General features: G+C 72.5%; 13 protein-coding genes. 10 read left to right on the top strand and 3 right to left on the bottom strand.

The features are described 5' to 3' along the window. Nucleotides 1–1,457, bottom strand: a 1,457-nt coding sequence (locus ACWDR3_RS19335) for a HAMP domain-containing protein (protein ID WP_450353710.1), incomplete at its 3' end; no start/stop codon positions are given. A gap of 102 nt (nt 1,458–1,559) precedes the next feature. On the opposite strand from ACWDR3_RS19335, the gene ACWDR3_RS19340 reads away from it, so the two are divergent. After that, a complete protein-coding gene (locus ACWDR3_RS19340; RefSeq protein ID WP_450353711.1) occupies nt 1,560–3,584 on the top strand; it encodes a SpoIIE family protein phosphatase in 2,025 nt (674 codons plus the stop codon). 58 nt (nt 3,585–3,642) lie between these two features. After that, the gene (gene hemW, locus ACWDR3_RS19345) at nt 3,643–4,875 is read left to right on the top strand and encodes a radical SAM family heme chaperone HemW (RefSeq protein WP_450353712.1); all 1,233 of its coding nucleotides are present in this window, start codon (nt 3,643–3,645) and stop codon (nt 4,873–4,875) included. A 34-nt stretch (nt 4,876–4,909) separates the two neighbouring features. Here hemW and ACWDR3_RS19350 read toward each other — a convergent pair whose 3' ends face one another. Both ACWDR3_RS19350 and ACWDR3_RS19355 read right to left on the bottom strand, forming a co-directional pair. Beyond that, on the bottom strand, nt 4,910–5,716 hold the full coding sequence (locus ACWDR3_RS19350; protein ID WP_450353713.1) for a DUF3097 domain-containing protein: 807 nt from the start codon (nt 5,714–5,716) through the stop codon (nt 4,910–4,912). 84 nt (nt 5,717–5,800) lie between these two features. Beyond that, on the bottom strand, nt 5,801–6,535 hold the full coding sequence (locus ACWDR3_RS19355) for an MBL fold metallo-hydrolase (protein ID WP_450353714.1): 735 nt from the start codon (nt 6,533–6,535) through the stop codon (nt 5,801–5,803). 149 nt (nt 6,536–6,684) lie between these two features. Here ACWDR3_RS19355 and hrcA point away from each other — a divergent pair, with 149 nt between their 5' ends. From hrcA to ACWDR3_RS19395, 8 genes are all read left to right on the top strand, one after another. After that, nucleotides 6,685–7,701 carry a heat-inducible transcriptional repressor HrcA gene (gene hrcA / locus ACWDR3_RS19360; RefSeq protein WP_401720902.1) on the top strand — a complete coding sequence of 339 codons (1,017 nt, stop codon included), beginning with the start codon at nt 6,685–6,687 and terminating at the stop codon, nt 7,699–7,701. Further along, the gene (gene dnaJ, locus ACWDR3_RS19365) at nt 7,702–8,835 is read left to right on the top strand and encodes a molecular chaperone DnaJ (RefSeq protein ID WP_450353715.1); all 1,134 of its coding nucleotides are present in this window, start codon (nt 7,702–7,704) and stop codon (nt 8,833–8,835) included. A gap of 155 nt (nt 8,836–8,990) precedes the next feature. Further along, complete coding sequence (locus tag ACWDR3_RS19370) at nt 8,991–10,067, top strand: nitronate monooxygenase (protein ID WP_450353716.1); 1,077 nt, start codon at nt 8,991–8,993, stop codon at nt 10,065–10,067. Then, nucleotides 10,064–10,816, top strand: a complete 753-nt coding sequence (locus tag ACWDR3_RS19375) for a 16S rRNA (uracil(1498)-N(3))-methyltransferase (protein WP_450353717.1) — start codon at nt 10,064–10,066, stop codon at nt 10,814–10,816. Before ACWDR3_RS19370 ends, ACWDR3_RS19375 begins: the two co-directional genes overlap by 4 nt. Before the next feature lie 20 nt (nt 10,817–10,836). Beyond that, entirely contained in the window at nt 10,837–11,229 is a 393-nt protein-coding gene (locus tag ACWDR3_RS19380; protein WP_401720891.1) for a VOC family protein, read from the top strand. 104 nt (nt 11,230–11,333) lie between these two features. After that, nucleotides 11,334–11,894 carry a hypothetical protein gene (locus ACWDR3_RS19385; RefSeq protein WP_450353718.1) on the top strand — a complete coding sequence of 187 codons (561 nt, stop codon included), beginning with the start codon at nt 11,334–11,336 and terminating at the stop codon, nt 11,892–11,894. Nucleotides 11,895–11,967: 73 nt separating this feature from the next. Then, nucleotides 11,968–15,168 (top strand): S41 family peptidase, encoded by a 3,201-nt coding sequence (locus ACWDR3_RS19390; RefSeq protein ID WP_450353719.1) that lies wholly within the window; start codon nt 11,968–11,970, stop codon nt 15,166–15,168. A 121-nt stretch (nt 15,169–15,289) separates the two neighbouring features. Continuing rightward, a complete protein-coding gene (locus ACWDR3_RS19395; RefSeq protein ID WP_450353720.1) occupies nt 15,290–15,643 on the top strand; it encodes a histidine triad nucleotide-binding protein in 354 nt (117 codons plus the stop codon). The last annotated feature ends 3 nt before the right edge of the window (nt 15,644–15,646 follow it).

The following is a 15,646-nucleotide window of genomic DNA, read 5'->3' on the forward strand; positions in this document are numbered from 1 at the left end:
CAGCCCGGCGCAGGCCAAGTCCGAGTGACGTTGTCGGTGAGGTCCTTCCAGACGCCGGAGACGCCTCGCACCTGGGCCTGGCCGCCGAGGTTGCCTTCGGTGCCGACCTCGCGGGCGACGCGGGTGACTTCGTCGGCGAACGCGGAGAGCTGGTCGACCATCGTGTTGATCGTGGACTTCAGCTCCAGGATCTCGCCCTTCGCCTCGACCGTGATCTTCTTGCCGAGGTCGCCCTGGGCCACGGCGGTGGAGACGAGCGCGATGTTGCGGACCTGTGAAGTCAGGTTGTCCGCCATGAAGTTGACGTTGTCGGTGAGGTCCTTCCAGACGCCGGAGACGCCTCGCACCTGGGCCCGCCCGCCGAGGTTGCCCTCGGTGCCGACCTCGCGGGCGACCCTGGTCACCTCGTCGGCGAACGCGGAGAGCTGGTCCACCATCGTGTTGATGGTCGACTTCAGCTCCAGGATCTCGCCCTGGGCGTCCACGGTGATCTTCTGCGACAGGTCGCCGTTGGCCACGGCGGTCGTCACCTGGGCGATGTTCCGGACCTGTGACGTCAGGTTCGAGGCCATGAAGTTGACGTTGTCGGTGAGGTCCTTCCAGACCCCGGAGACCCCTCGCACCTGGGCCCGGCCGCCCAACTGCCCCTCGGTGCCCACCTCGCGTGCCACGCGCGTCACCTCGTCGGCGAACGCGGACAGCTGGTCCACCATCGTGTTCACGGTGAGCTTCAGTTCGAGCAGCTCACCGGTCGCCTCGACGGTCACCGTACGGGTCAGGTCGCCGCGCGCCACCGCCGTCGTCACCAGGGCGATGTCCCGCACCTGCGCGGTCAGCCGGGACGCCATCGTGTTGACCGCCTCGGTCACATCGCGCCAACTGCCGGACAGGCCCGTCACCTTGGCCCGCCCGCCGAGCCGACCCTCCGTGCCCACCTCGCGCGCGACCCGGGTCACCTCGCCGGTGAACAGCGACAGCTGGTCCACCATCTTGTTCACGGCCCGGCCCAGGCGCCGCAGATCACCGCGCAACTGCCTGCTGCCGTCGTGCAGATCGACCCGCTGGGTCAGATCGCCGCCGGCCACCGCGTCCAGCACGCGCGTGGCGTTGGCCGCCGGCGCCACCAGGGCGTCCAGCAACTGATTCACGTCATTGACCCGGGAGGTCCAGGCGCCCTGCCCCGGACTGGCGCTCACCCGCTCGTCGAGCCGCCCGTGCCGCACCAGCTCCCGCTTCACCCGCTGCACCTCGGAATTGAAGTGCGTACTGCGGTCCATGATCTGGTTGAAGGCGGCGGTCAGTTCGGCCACCAGCCCCTGTCCGGTCTCCGGCACTTTGGTGAAGTCGCCGTCCCGGGCCGCGGTCATCGCGGCGAGCAGAGGGCGCAGCTCCGATGCTCGAAGTTGTTCCGGTTTCTGACCGTCTTCGAGCACACGCGTACCACTGTTCTCACTCATGGCGGCCCACTTCGGTAACTCGGCGCTTATGGGCGTGGCCAGTCTGTCACTCTGTCGACGTCCGCTGAGGTGTATTCGTGCGAACCGTTCCGGGAGCTGTCGATGGGGGCCATTCCGACGCAACGGGAGACCGCCTTCCGCGCCTCCGATGCGCCCGCGCACGGGAGCGCGGAGGGGCGCGGGAGCGTGGAGCAGCGCGGAGGCGTGGAGCAGCGTTCGGGCGGTGTGCGCCCGCGCGCACAGAAATCCGCCGCGCTCCCCGGTAGCCCCCTCGCGCCCGGCACCGCCCGCGCGATCGTGCGGGCCGCGCTCACCGAGTGGGCCGAGGTCGCCCTGCCCGGCACCGAACACCTCACCGACCGGCTCGCCGACGACGCCGTGGTCGTGGTCAGCGAACTCGTCACCAACGCCGTCGTGCACGCCGGCACCGACGTCGAGGTGGCCTGCCGGATGGAGGAGGCGAGCGGTGACGTGGTCGTCGAGGTCTGCGACCACCACCCCTCGCGCGCACCGCGCGACGCGGACCTCTCCCGCGCACCGCGCGAAACGGACCTCTCCCGCGCACCCCGCGACGCGGACCAGCGGGGCCCGTACGAGGCCCCGGAGCACGGCCGCGGACTGCGCCTGGTCGCCACGCTCGCCGAGTCCTGGGGCGTCACCTACCGCAGGGGCGCCAAGACGGTCTGGGCGCGGCTGTCCGCCGAGGGCACCACGGCCGCGGACGGCATCGAGGAGTACACCGGCCGGCACGCCGTCACCCACGGCCTCGACGCCGCCGATCTCCTCGCCCCCGAACCCCTGCGCGCCGAGTACGACCGCGAGTGGCTGGACCGCGGCGCCCTGTCCTTCCTCGCCGAGGCCTCCGACCTGCTCGCCGGCCAGCTCGACGAGAACCTCGTCGCCGCCCTCGCAGGCCAGCTGATCGTGCCGCGGCTCGCCGACTGGTGCGCGGTCTGGCTGGAGGACGAGGCCACCGGGCGCGGCGGCTGGGCCGACGGCAGCGGCGGCACCGGACTGCGGCTGGCCCGCGTCTGGCACGGCAGCGAGAACCGCATCGAGGAACTGCGCCGGGCCCTGGAGAAGGACCCGCCCCACCCCGCCGACGCCTCCCGCCCAGGACCGGCCGGCTACCCCTGGCCCGCGGGCGCCCTCGGGCCGCACGGCACGGCACTCGCGTACCGGCTGATCGCGGGCGGCCGTCCGCTCGGCACGCTCGTCATCGGGCGGTCCGGACTCCTGCGCTTCGCCGACGAGGTCACCGGGCTGATCGAGGACCTCAGCCGCCGGGTCGCGCTCGCGGTCGGCGCGGCCCGCCAGTACGCCCGCCAGGCCACCATCAGCCGGGTCCTGCAGCGCGGCCTGCTGCCCGTCGCCGTCGCCGAGATCCCCGGCGTGCACAGCGCCCTCGTCTACGAACCCTGCGACAAGGGCGGCCCCAGCGGCGACTTCTACGACCTCTTCCCGGCCGGCGACGGCCGCTGGTGCTTCGCCGTCGGCGACGTCCAGGGCAAGGGTCCCGAGGCCGCCGTCGTCATCGGCCTGGCCCGCCCCTGGCTGCGGCTGCTGGCCCGCGAGGGCTACCGCGTCGCCGACGTCCTGGACCGCCTCAACCGCCTCCTCCTCGACGACGCCACGGAGGCCGCCGACGCCGCCGCGCGAGCCCTCGTACGCCCGCCGGGACCCGGCGACGGCCCGCAGACCCGCTTCCTGTCCCTCCTCTACGGCGAGCTGGCCCCCTTCGACGGCGGAGTGCGCTGTACCCTCGCCTCCGCCGGACACCCGCTCCCGCTCCTCCTCGGCCCCGACGGCAGCGTGTGCACGGCCGCGCGCCCGCAGACCCTCCTCGGCGTCATCGAGGACGAGACCTACACCAGCGAGACCTTCGAACTGCGCCCCGGCGACACCCTGCTCTGCGTCACCGACGGCGTGACCGAACGGCGGTCGGGACCCCGCCAGTTCGACGACGCCGACGGCCTCGCGACGGCGTTCGCCGGCTGCGCGGGCCTGAGCGCCGAGCTGATCGCGGAGCGCATCCGCCGCCTGGTCCACGAGTTCGGCGGCAAGCCACCGGAGGACGACCTGGCGCTGCTGGTGCTCCAGGCGGAACAGGCACAGCAGGCGGAGTAGCCACGCGCGCGTGCCGGACGGGAGTGGGCATGCGCGGGCGTGCTGGACAATGGAACGCATGCCTTCCGCACTCCCCGACGGTGAACCGGTCCCCGACGACGGCGCCCTCCCGCAGGCCGCGCTGGCCGGCGCCGCCGACCGCCCCCTCGGGTTCTATCTGCACGTCCCGTACTGCGCGACCCGCTGCGGCTACTGCGACTTCAACACCTACACCGCGACCGAGCTGCGCGGCACCGGCGGCGTCCTCGCCTCCCGCGACAACTACGCCGACACCCTGATCGACGAGATCCGCCTCGCGCGCAAGGTGCTGGGCGACGACCCGCGCCCGGTCCGCACGGTGTTCGTCGGGGGCGGCACCCCGACCCTGCTGGCCGCCGACGATCTCGTACGGATGCTGGGCGCGGTCCGCGACGAGTTCGGCCTCGCGCCCGACGCGGAGGTCACCACGGAGGCGAACCCGGAGTCGGTCGACCCGCGATATCTGGCCACGCTCCGCGAGGGCGGCTTCAACCGGATCTCCTTCGGCATGCAGAGCGCGAAACAGCACGTCCTGCAGATCCTGGACCGCACCCACACCCCCGGCCGCCCCGAGGCCTGCGTCGCGGAGGCCCGCGCGGCGGGCTTCGAGCACGTCAACCTCGACCTGATCTACGGCACCCCCGGCGAGTCCGACGACGACTGGCGGGCCTCCCTCGAAGCGGCCCTCGGCGCCGGCCCCGACCATGTCAGCGCCTACGCCCTGATCGTCGAGGAGGGCACCCAGCTGGCCCGCCGGATCCGCCGCGGCGAGGTCCCGATGACCGACGACGACGTCCACGCGGACCGGTACCTGATCGCCGAGGACCTGCTCTCCGCGGCCGGCTTCGACTGGTACGAGGTCTCCAACTGGGCCACCTCCGACGCCGGCCGCTGCCTCCACAACGAGCTGTACTGGCGCGGCGCCGACTGGTGGGGCGCGGGCCCCGGCGCCCACTCCCACGTGGGCGGCGTCCGCTGGTGGAACGTGAAACACCCGGGCGCGTACGCGGCGGCACTGGCGGCGGGCCGATCGCCGGGCGCGGGCCGCGAGCTGCTCTCCGACGAGGACCGCCGCGTGGAACGCATCCTGCTGGAGCTGCGCCTGATCGAGGGCGTCCCGCTGTCCCTGCTGCACGAGGAGGGGCTGAAGGCCGCGGGCCGGGCACTGACGGACGGACTGCTGCAGGAGGGTCCGTACGCGGAGGGGCGAGCGGTGCTGACGCTGCGGGGGCGGCTGTTGGCGGACGCGGTGGTGCGGGACCTGGTGGACTGAGCGGGCGGGAGAGGGACCCGGGGGGAGCGGACCATCAGTCGGCGGGTGCCGTGACGAAGTCGATCAGTTCCTCGACCCGCCCCAGCAGCTCCGGCTCCAGGTCCTTGTACGACCGCACCCGGCCCAGGATCGCCTGCCAGGCCGCACCGGTGTTTTCCGGCCAGCCCAGGGACCGGCACACGCCCGTCTTCCAGTCCTGGCCGTGGGGGATACGGGGCCAGGCCTCGATGCCGAGGGAGGACGGTTTCACGGCCTCCCAGATGTCGATGTAGGGGTGGCCGACGACCAGTGCGTGCTCGCTCGTCACCGCCTGGGCGATCCGCCACTCCTTGGTGCCGGGCACCAGGTGGTCCACCAGGATGCCGAGCCGGGCGTCGGGGCCCGGGCCGAACTCGTCCACGATGGCGGGCAGATCGTCCACGCCCTCCAGGTACTCCACGACCACGCCCTCCACGCGCAGGTCGTCGCCCCACACCCGCTCGACCAGTTCCGCGTCGTGCCGCCCCTCGACGTAGATGCGCCCGGCACGCGCCACACGCGCGCGTGCGCCCGGCACGGCGACCGAACCGGATGCCGTACGGGAGGGACGGGCGGGGCCCGAGGCGGGGCGTACGAGGGTCACCACGCGGCCCTCCAGGAGGAACCCGCGCGGCTCCAGCGGGAAGACCCGGTGCTTGCCGAAGCGGTCCTCCAGGGTCACCGTGCCCGCCTCGCAGCGGATCACCGCGCCGCAGAAACCGGTGCCGGGCTCCTCCACGACCAGTCCGGCCTCCGCCGGGACCTCGGGGACGGGCTTCGGCTTCTTCCACGGCGGGGTCAGATCGGCGGAGTACTGGCGCATTCGGATGACGATAGGAGAAGCGCCGCGGTGACGTCGTACAGATCGCGACGACACGCCGTGACCGACCTCATGGTGAGACCGACTTCATGGTGAGACGCCGAAACGGGCCGCCAACGCGTCCCGTTGCCGCCGTACGAACCCCGCGTCCACCACCGCCCCGTGACCCGGCACGTACAGCGCGTCCTCGCCGCCGAGGTCGAGCAGGCGGTCGAGGGCGGCGGGCCAGTGGGACGGTACGGCGTCGGGGCCCGCCTGCGGTTCGCCGGACTCCTCGACCAGGTCGCCGCAGAACAGCACCGCGGGGGCGTCCGGTGTGCCGGGGACGAGGACCGCCAGGTCGTGGGCCGTGTGGCCCGGGCCGACGTTCGCCAGCAGGACCTGGAGGCCGCCGCCGAGGTCGAGCGTCCACTCGCCGGAGACGTGGTGGTGCGGCGCGACGAGGGAGGCCGCTGCCTCGGTCGCCGTCCGCTCGTCCAGTCCGTTGCGCACCGCGTCCAGCCGCAGCTCCTCGCGCGCGTGCAGCGACACCACGTCCAGGCCCACCGCGCCGAAGACCTCCGCCTCCGCGAACGCCGCCGCCCCGAAGACATGGTCGAAATGCGGGTGGGTGAGCGCGAGATGGGTCACAGGGTGACCGGCGAGCGCCTGCGCGCGCGTACGCACCAGCGCGCCCTCGGCGAGGCTCGACCCCGAGTCGATCACGAGCGCCGTGCCGTCCCCGACGACCAGCCCCGCCGTGCAGTCCCAGCCCGGCAGCCGGCACCGCCCGGCACCGGCCGCCAGCCGCTCCCACCCCAGCTCTTCCCAAGTCACCGTCATACGGCGACGCTAGCTGTACGGGGTCGCTCCGCAGGCCGTCCTTGCCCGGGGAGTACCCCTCCGCCGTACACTGGCCGGGGAATGCTGGCACTCGGCTGGACAGAGTGCCAGGCGAAGCGCCCAGGGGACGAGTTCGGGAGGTGTGCGCGATGTTGAGTGAACGACGGCTCCAAGTGCTGCGCGCCATCGTCCAGGACTATGTCGGCACCGAGGAGCCGGTCGGGTCGAAGGCCCTCACCGAGCGGCACAACCTCGGCGTCTCCCCGGCGACGGTGCGCAACGACATGGCGGCCCTGGAGGACGAGGGCTTCATCGCCCAGCCGCACACCAGCGCCGGGCGGATCCCCACCGACAAGGGCTACCGGCTGTTCGTCGACAAGCTCGCCGGCGTCAAGCCGATGAGCGGTCCCGAGCGGCGTGCCATCCAGAACTTCCTGGACGGCGCCGTGGACCTCGACGACGTCGTGGCCCGCACGGTACGGCTGCTCGCGCAGCTCACCCGGCAGGTCGCCGTCGTGCAGTACCCCTCGCTGACCCGCTCGACCGTCCGGCACGTGGAGCTGCTCGCACTGGCTCCCGCCCGGCTGATGCTGGTGCTGATCACGGACACCGGCCGGGTCGAGCAGCGCATGGTGGACTGCCCGGCGCCCTTCGGGGAGACCTCGCTCGCGGATCTGCGGGCGCGGCTCAACAGCACGGTCGCGGGCCGCCGGTTCTCCGACGTGCCCCGGCTCGTGGAGGACCTCCCCGACGCCTTCGACGTCGAGGACCGCGGCACGGTCTCGACGGTGCTCTCCACCCTCCTGGAGACACTCGTCGAGGAGAACGAGGAGCGGCTGGTGATCGGCGGAACCGCCAATCTCACCCGTTTTGGACATGACTTCCCCCTCACCATCCGCCCCGTTCTGGAGGCCTTGGAGGAACATGTCGTACTCCTCAAGTTGCTTGGCGAGGCAGGGGATTCGGGCATGACCGTACGCATCGGTCACGAGAACGCCTACGAGGGACTCAACTCCACTTCCGTGGTGTCGGTGGGCTACGGTTCGGGCGGCGAGGCAGTCGCCAAGCTCGGCGTGGTCGGACCGACCCGCATGGATTACCCGGGAACGATGGGAGCGGTACGCGCAGTGGCACGGTACGTCGGACAGATCCTGGCGGAGTCGTAAGTGGCCACGGACTACTACGCCGTTCTCGGCGTGCGCCGCGACGCGTCGCAGGATGAGATCAAGAAGGCGTTCCGTCGGCTCGCGCGCGAGCTGCACCCGGACGTCAACCCGGATCCGAAGACCCAGGAGCGGTTCAAGGAGATCAACGCCGCCTACGAGGTGCTCTCGGACCCGCAGAAGAAGCAGGTCTACGACCTCGGCGGCGACCCGCTCTCGCAGGCCGGCGGCGGTGCCGGCGGCTTCGGCGCGGGCGGCTTCGGCAACTTCTCCGACATCATGGACGCGTTCTTCGGCACGGCCTCGCAGCGCGGCCCGCGCTCGCGGACCCGCCGGGGCCAGGACGCCATGATCCGGCTGGACATCGAGCTGGACGAGGCGGCCTTCGGCACCACGAAGGACATCCAGGTCGACACGGCGATCGTCTGCACCACCTGCAACGGTGAGGGCGCGGCGCCGGGGACCTCGGCCCAGACCTGTGACATGTGCCGCGGTCGCGGCGAGGTGTCCCAGGTCACCCGGTCCTTCCTGGGCCAGGTCATGACCTCCCGCCCCTGCCCCCAGTGCCAGGGCTTCGGCACGGTCGTGCCGACCCCGTGCCCGGAGTGCGCGGGCGACGGCCGGATCCGCTCCCGCCGCACGCTCACGGTCAAGATCCCGGCCGGCGTCGACAACGGCACGCGCATCCAGCTCGCGGGCGAGGGCGAGGTCGGCCCCGGCGGCGGCCCCGCCGGCGACCTGTACGTCGAGATCCACGAGCTGCCGCACGCGATGTTCCAGCGGCGCGGGGACGACCTGCACTGCACGGTCACCCTCCCGATGACCGCGGCCTCCCTCGGCACGAAGGTGCCGCTGGAGACGCTGGACGGTCTGGAGGAGGTCGACATCCGGCCCGGCACCCAGTCCGGCCAGTCGATCCCGCTGCACGGCCGGGGCGTCACGCATCTGCGCGGTGGCGGCCGGGGCGACCTCATCGTGCACGTCGAGGTCCAGACCCCGAGCAAGCTGGACCCGGAACAGGAGCGCCTGCTGCGCGAACTGGCCCAGCTGCGCGGCGAGGAGCGTCCCACGGGGCAGTTCCAGCCGGGGCAGCAGGGGTTGTTCTCCCGGCTGAAGGACGCCTTCAACGGTCGCTGAGGACGAGTTCGACGGTCGCTGACGGGCTGCCGGGGGCCGCCGCCCCCGGACGTCCCGCAGGTCGGAATCGGCCACCGGCGTCGACAGATGCCGGAGGCCTATGCCCTACCGAAGGCCGATTCGGACTTGTTCGGAGGACGTGACAACATGCCGTCATGTCCTCCGCACTGACCGATCTCTTCCCTCACCCGATCGTGCAGGCGCCCATGGCGGGCGGCGTCTCCGTGCCGCGGCTCGCCGCCGCCGTGTCCGAGGCCGGCGGGCTCGGGTTCCTCGCCGCCGGGTACAAGACGGCCGACGGCATGTACCAGGAGATCAAGCAGATCCGAGGGCTCACCAACCGTCCCTTCGGCGTGAACCTCTTCATGCCGCAGCCGGACAACGCCGACCCCGGCGCCGTCGAGATCTACGCCCACCAACTGGCCGGCGAGGCCGCCTGGTACGAGACCGAGCTCGGCGATCCGGACAGCGGCCGGGACGACGCCTACGACTCCAAGCTCGCGGTGCTGCTCGACAACCCGGTGCCGGTGGTCTCCTTCCACTTCGGCATCCCGGGCCGGGACGTGCTGGACTCGCTGCGCCGGGCCGGCACCTTCACCGTGGTCACCGTGACGACGCCCGAGGAGGCCCTCGCGGTGGAGCGGGCGGGCGCGGACGCGGTGATCGCGCAGGGCGTGGAGGCCGGCGGTCACCAGGGCACCCACCGGGACATCCCGGAGAACGACGGCTCCGGCATCGGCGTGCTCTCCCTGGTCGCCCAGGTCCGCGAGACCGTCACGCTGCCGATCCTCGCCGCCGGCGGCATCATGCGCGGCGGCCAGATCGCCTCCGTCCTCGCGGCGGGCGCGAGCGCGGCCCAGCTCGGCACGGCGTTCCTCGCCACCGCCGAGTCCGGCGCCGCCGCCGTCCACAAGCAGGCACTGACCAACCCGCTGTTCGCCCGTACGCAACTGACCCGCGCCTTCTCCGGCCGCCCCGCCCGCGGCCTGGTCAACCGCTTCATGCGCGAGCACGGCCCGTACGCCCCCGCCGCCTACCCGGAGGTCCACCACCTCACCTCGCCGCTGCGCAAGGCCGCCGCCAAGGCCGGCGACGCGCAGGGCATGGCGCTGTGGGCGGGACAGGGCCACCGCATGGCCCGCGAACTCCCCGCCGGACAGCTGGTGGAGGTCCTCGCGGCCGAACTGGACAGTGCGCTGACAGCGTTGTCGGGCAAGGGCGGCTTCCGGTGACCGCGCCGGTGTTCGTGGTCGACTCCCTGGCGGGCGTGGGCCCCGGGTCGATCGTCGAGGTGACCGGCGCCGAGGGCCGCCACGCGGTCTCGGTACGACGGCTGCAGCCCGGCGAGGACGTGGTGCTGACCGACGGTCTGGGCCGGGGCGCGGCCGGTACGGTCCTGCGCACCGAGGGCAAGGACCGCCTCCTCGTCGAGCCGACCGACTTCCCGGTGGAACCCGAACCCACCCCCCGTATCACCGTCGTCCAGGCCCTCCCCAAGGGCGACCGCGGCGAGTTGGCCGTCGAGACGATGACCGAGACCGGTGTCGACGCGATCGTCCCCTGGGCCGCCGCCCGCTGCATCACCCAGTGGAAGGGCGAGCGCGGCCTCAAGGCCCTCACCAAGTGGCGGGCCACCGCCCGCGAGGCCGGCAAGCAGTCCCGCCGGCTGCGCTTCCCGGAGGTCGCGGACGCAGCGACGACCGCTCAGGTTGCCGCACTTCTCGCCAAAGCCGACTTCGCCGCCGTCCTGCACGAGGACCGCGCCTACCCCAGCGACCCGCTGGCCACCGCCGAACTCCCCGCCACGGGCGAGATCGTGCTGGTCGTCGGCCCCGAAGGCGGCGTCTCCCCCGAGGAGTTGGCGCGCTTCGAGGTAGCCGGCGCGAGGGCCTACCGGCTCGGGCGTAGCGTGCTGCGTACCTCGACCGCGGGCACCGCGGCGACGGCCCTGCTCCTCGGCCGCACCGGCCGCTGGTCCTGACCGACCCACGGGGGAACCTCATGGAACTCGCCCAAGTCCGCCTCCTCGTCACCGACTTCGCCGCCTGCTACCGCTTCTACGCCGAAGTCCTCGGCCTCAAGCCGCAGTCGGGCGCGACCGAGGGCCCGTACGAGAAGTTCAGCCCGGCCACCGGTTCGGCGGGCATCGCCCTCCAGGACCGGGCCATGATGGCCGAAGTCCTGGGCGAACTCGGCGACTCGGCCACCGGCCACCGCTCCCTGGTCGTCCTGCGCGTCGACAACCTCGACACCTACTGCGCCCAGATCACCGAGCGCGGCGCGACCCTCCTGCACGGCCCCGCGCCCTTCACCGACCGCATGCGTGTCGCCCATCTCAAGGACCCCGAGGGCAACTTGGTGGAGCTTCAGGAATGGCTGCTGCTGCGCGGCTGACGGCCACCGGGTGGATGTTCGGGTCCGGCAGGTTGCCGGTGTGCCTCCCAAGGTGACCGCATGCGGTCTACCGTGGGCACGTGCCAAGTGGCAGGCTGCCCTCCATGGGGGCATTGAGGCGGATTTGGCTTCGGCCGCGCGGACCGCGGGTACTGGCCGTGGCCGGGCTCGTGGTGCTCGGTGTCGGCGGAGCGGTCGGGTGTGATCCCAACGGGCTGAGCACCGCAGCGGTGGCGTACACGACCGACCAGACCGCGACCAAGGAGCTGGAGCGGAAGAACGTCGACGTCCAGTGGCTCAGCTGCACCGCCAACTACGGCAACGACAAGGCGTACACGCCGGGCAAGTCGACGCCCGAGGCGAGCGAGACGACCGTCGCCAACGTGGACTGCCAGGGTGAGACCAAGGACGGCCGGGACATCACCGTCTCCGGGACGGTCACCCGCGCGGTCAACGGCTCCTGCGTACGCGGTCAGTTGGTCGCCAAGGTCGGCGGCAAGGAGTGGTTCCGGGTCAACGGTCTCGGCAACTGCAACGCCACCCCGTCCCCGGTCAACCCGCCCGCCACCTACCAGCAACCCGGCGAACCCACGGTCACGGTGACCGTCACCCGGACGATCTATTGCCAGGGCGACCCCAGTTGCTGGCCCGTAGAGGGCAAGTGACCGGTCCGGACAGTCCGTGGCCAAGTGATCCAAACCCCTGTGCCCGGTGAGCGCGGCTGCATAGAGTGATCGGGTGACACAGTCCGCGGCCCACGCCTATCTCCGGTATCCGCATCCGCACGGCGACTTGGTGGCGTTCACCGCCGAGGACGACGTGTGGCTCGCGCCCCTCGACGGCGGTCGGGCCTGGCGGGTGAGCGCCGACAACGTGCCGGTCAACCATCCGCGCATCGCGCCGGACGGGACGACCGTCGCCTGGACGTCCAGCCGGGACGGCGCCCCCGAGGTGCATGTCGCGCCGGTCGACGGAGGCCCCGCCAAACGCCTGACGTACTGGGGGAGTTCGCGCACCCAGGTGCGCGGCTGGACCCCGGGCGGCGAGGTGCTCGCGATCAGCACCCAGGGTCAGGCGAGCCTGCGCCGCAGCTGGGCGCGGGCCGTCCCGCTGGACGGCGGACCGGCCACCACCCTGCCGTACGGGCCCGTCGGCGATGTGGCCTTCGGCCCGTCCACGGTCCTGCTGTCCGCGCCGATGGGCCGCGAGGCCGCCTGGTGGAAGCGGTACCGGGGCGGCACGGCGGGCAAGTTGTGGATCGACCCGGACGGCGACGGCGAATTCGTGCGCCTGCACGAGGAGTTGGACGGGAATCTCGAAACCCCCGTGTGGGTGGGGGAGCGGCTCGCGTTCCTCTCCGACCACGAGGGCGTCGGCGCCGTCTACTCCTCCCTCGCCGACGGCTCCGATCTGCGCCGCCACACACCGGTCGACGCCTTCTACGCACGGCACTTGGCCGGCGACGGCAGCCGACTCGTCTACTCCAGCGCCGGCGAGCTGTGGACCCTCGACGACCTCGACGGCGCCGAACCCCGCCGCCTCGACATCCGGCTCGGCGGCCCGCGCGTCGACCTCCAGCCCTTCCCCGTGAACGCGTCCCGCTGGTTCGGCTCCGCCCACCCCGACCACACCGCCCGCGGCAGCGCGGTCGCCGTCCGCGGCGCCGTGCACTGGGTCACCCACCGCGCCGGACCCGCCCGCGCGCTCGCCGCCGAACCCGGCGTACGGGCCCGGCTGCCGCGCACCTTCCGCGCCGACGGCGAGGAACACGTCGTCTGGGTCACCGACGCCGAGGGCGACGACGCCCTGGAGTTCGCCCCCGCGACCGGCAGCGCCCCGGGCACCACCCCGCGCCGGCTCGCCGCCGGACAGCTCGGCCGGGTCCTCGACCTCGCCGTGGCCCCCGACGGCAGCCGGGTCGCCGTCGCCGCGCACGACGGACGCGTCCTGCTCGTCGAGCGGGACAGCGGCGAGGTCCGCGAGCTCGACAGCAGCGCCGACGGCAACGTCTCCGGGCTGGTCTTCTCACCCGACTCAGGCTGGCTCGCCTGGTCCCACCCCGGCCCGCGCCCGCTGCGTCAGCTCCGGCTCGCCAACACCACCGACCTGTCGGTCACCGAGGCCACCCCGCTCCGCTTCCGCGACTACTCGCCGGTCTTCACCCTCGACGGCAAGCACCTCGCGTTCCTCTCCGCGCGCTCCTTCGACCCGGTCTACGACGAGCACGTCTTCGACCTGGCCTTCGTCGGCGGCTCCCGCCCGCACCTGATCACGCTGGCCGCGACCACACCGTCCCCCTTCGGACCGCAGCGCCACGGCCGCCCCTTCGAGGCCCCGGACAAGGACGAGACGCCCGACAGCGAGGGCGCCCCCAGCACCCGTATCGACCTCGAAGGGCTCGCCGAGCGGATCGTGCCGTTCCCGGTCGAGGCCGCCCGCTACACCACCCTGCGCGCCGCCAAGGACGGCGTCCTGTGGCTGCGCCACCCCGTGCGCGGGGTCCTCGGCGCCTCCCGGGCCACCCCGGACGACCCCGACCCGCGGACCGCGCTGGAACGGTACGACCTGGTCCAGCAGCGCATCGAGCACCTCGCCTCCGACGCCGACCACCTCGCGGTCAGCGGGGACGGCAAGCGGGTCCTGCTGTGGACCGACGGCAAGCTCAAGGTCGTCCCCAGCGACCGGCGCGCCTCCGGCGACGACGACAGCGACACGAACATCACCGTCGACCTCACCCGCGTCCGCCAGACCGTCGACCCGGCCGCCGAGTGGCGCCAGATGTACGACGAGACCGGCCGCCTCATGCGGGACAACTTCTGGCGCCCCGACCTGGGCGGCGTCGACTGGACCGGCGTACTCGACCGCTACCGCCCCGTCCTGGACCGGGTCGCCACCCACGACGACCTCGTCGACCTCCTCTGGGAGGTGCAGGGCGAGCTGGGCACCTCGCACGCCTACGTCACCTCGCGCGGCGGCCACGGCGACGGCGAGCGCCAGGGCCTGCTCGGCGCCGACATCTCCCGTCACGAGGACGGAAGTTGGCGCATCGACCGGGTCCTGCCCGCCGAGACCTCCGACCCCGACGCCCGCTCCCCGCTCGCGGCCCCCGGCGTAGCGGTCCGCGCGGGCGACGCGATCGTCGCCGTATCGGGCCGCCCCGTGGACCCCACCACCGGCCCGGGCCCCTTGCTGGTCGGCACAGCGGGCAAACCGATCGAGCTGACGATCCTCCCGTCCGGCGGCGGCGACCAGCGCCACGCGGTCGTGGTCCCGGTCTCGGACGAGGAACCCCTCCGCTACCACGCCTGGGTCGCCGACCGCCGCGCCTACGTCCACGAACACTCCGCCGGCCGCCTCGGCTACCTCCACGTCCCCGACATGCAGGCCCCCGGCTGGGCCCAGATCCACCGCGACCTCCGTATCGAGGTGGCCCGCGAGGGCCTCGTCGTCGACGTCCGCGAGAACCGCGGCGGCCACACCTCCCAACTCGTCGTCGAGAAGCTGGCCCGCCGTATCGTCGGCTGGGACGTCCCGCGCGGCGTCCGCCCCTACAGCTACCCCGAGGACGCCCCCCGCGGCCCCGTCGTCGCCATCGCCAACGAGTTCTCCGGCTCCGACGGCGACATCGTCAACGCCGCGATCAAGGCCCTCGGCATCGGCCCCGTCGTAGGCACCCGCACCTGGGGCGGAGTAATCGGCATCGACCACCGCTACCACCTGGTCGACGGCACCCTGGTCACCCAGCCCAAGTACGCGTTCTGGCTGGAGGGTTACGAGTGGGGAGTGGAGAACCACGGGGTCGACCCGGATGTCGAGGTCCTGCAACGCCCGCAGGACTGGGCAGCGGGCAGGGATCCCCAACTGGACGAGGCGATCCGCTTGGCCCTTGAGTCACTGGAGACCAGCCCGGCCAAAACCCCGCCCAGCTTGCCCACCTAAGGGGCGCGGGGCTGTATCGATTTGCGGCTCCGCCGCGTGGGCGCGACCAGCCACGATGCACCCGCACCCGACAACGCTACGATGCCCCCATATTCGATCAATCTGTGCGAGGAGCGGCCACATGCCAGGGGACCCTCAAGACGACTGCCTGTTCTGCAAGATCGCCGCAGGACACATCCCGGCCACCATCGTCCGTGAGACACAGACCACCGTCGCGTTCCGGGACATCAACCCCCAGGCCCCCACCCACATCCTGGTCATCCCCAAGGCCCACTACGAGAACGCCGCCGAACTGGCCACCGCCGAACCGACAGTCGCCGCCGACGTACTGCGCGAGGCCGGCGAAATCGCCGCCGAGGAAAAGCTCGACAGCTACCGGATCGTCTTCAACACCGGCACCGGCGTAGGCCAGACCGTCTTCCACGCCCACGCCCACATCCTGGGCGGCCGAGGCATGACCTGGCCCCCCGGCTAAGCC

The sequence above is a fragment of the Streptomyces sp. NPDC001002 genome, assembly GCF_053599215.1.

What these genes read in the sequence shown, in the direction of transcription:
- ACWDR3_RS19350 (WP_450353713.1), bottom strand. Translation starts at nt 5,716, where the DNA reads ATGCGCCAGTACTCCGCCGATCTGACCCCGCCGTGGAAGAAGCCGAAG.
- ACWDR3_RS19380 (WP_401720891.1), top strand. Translation starts at nt 10,837, where the DNA reads ATGGAACTCGCCCAAGTCCGCCTCCTCGTCACCGACTTCGCCGCCTGC.
- ACWDR3_RS19355 (WP_450353714.1), bottom strand. Translation starts at nt 6,535, where the DNA reads ATGACGGTGACTTGGGAAGAGCTGGGGTGGGAGCGGCTGGCGGCCGGT.
- hrcA (WP_401720902.1), top strand. Translation starts at nt 6,685, where the DNA reads ATGTTGAGTGAACGACGGCTCCAAGTGCTGCGCGCCATCGTCCAGGAC.
- ACWDR3_RS19340 (WP_450353711.1), top strand. Translation starts at nt 1,560, where the DNA reads ATGGGGGCCATTCCGACGCAACGGGAGACCGCCTTCCGCGCCTCCGAT.
- ACWDR3_RS19370 (WP_450353716.1), top strand. Translation starts at nt 8,991, where the DNA reads ATGTCCTCCGCACTGACCGATCTCTTCCCTCACCCGATCGTGCAGGCG.
- hemW (WP_450353712.1), top strand. Translation starts at nt 3,643, where the DNA reads ATGCCTTCCGCACTCCCCGACGGTGAACCGGTCCCCGACGACGGCGCC.
- ACWDR3_RS19385 (WP_450353718.1), top strand. Translation starts at nt 11,334, where the DNA reads ATGGGGGCATTGAGGCGGATTTGGCTTCGGCCGCGCGGACCGCGGGTA.
- ACWDR3_RS19395 (WP_450353720.1), top strand. Translation starts at nt 15,290, where the DNA reads ATGCCAGGGGACCCTCAAGACGACTGCCTGTTCTGCAAGATCGCCGCA.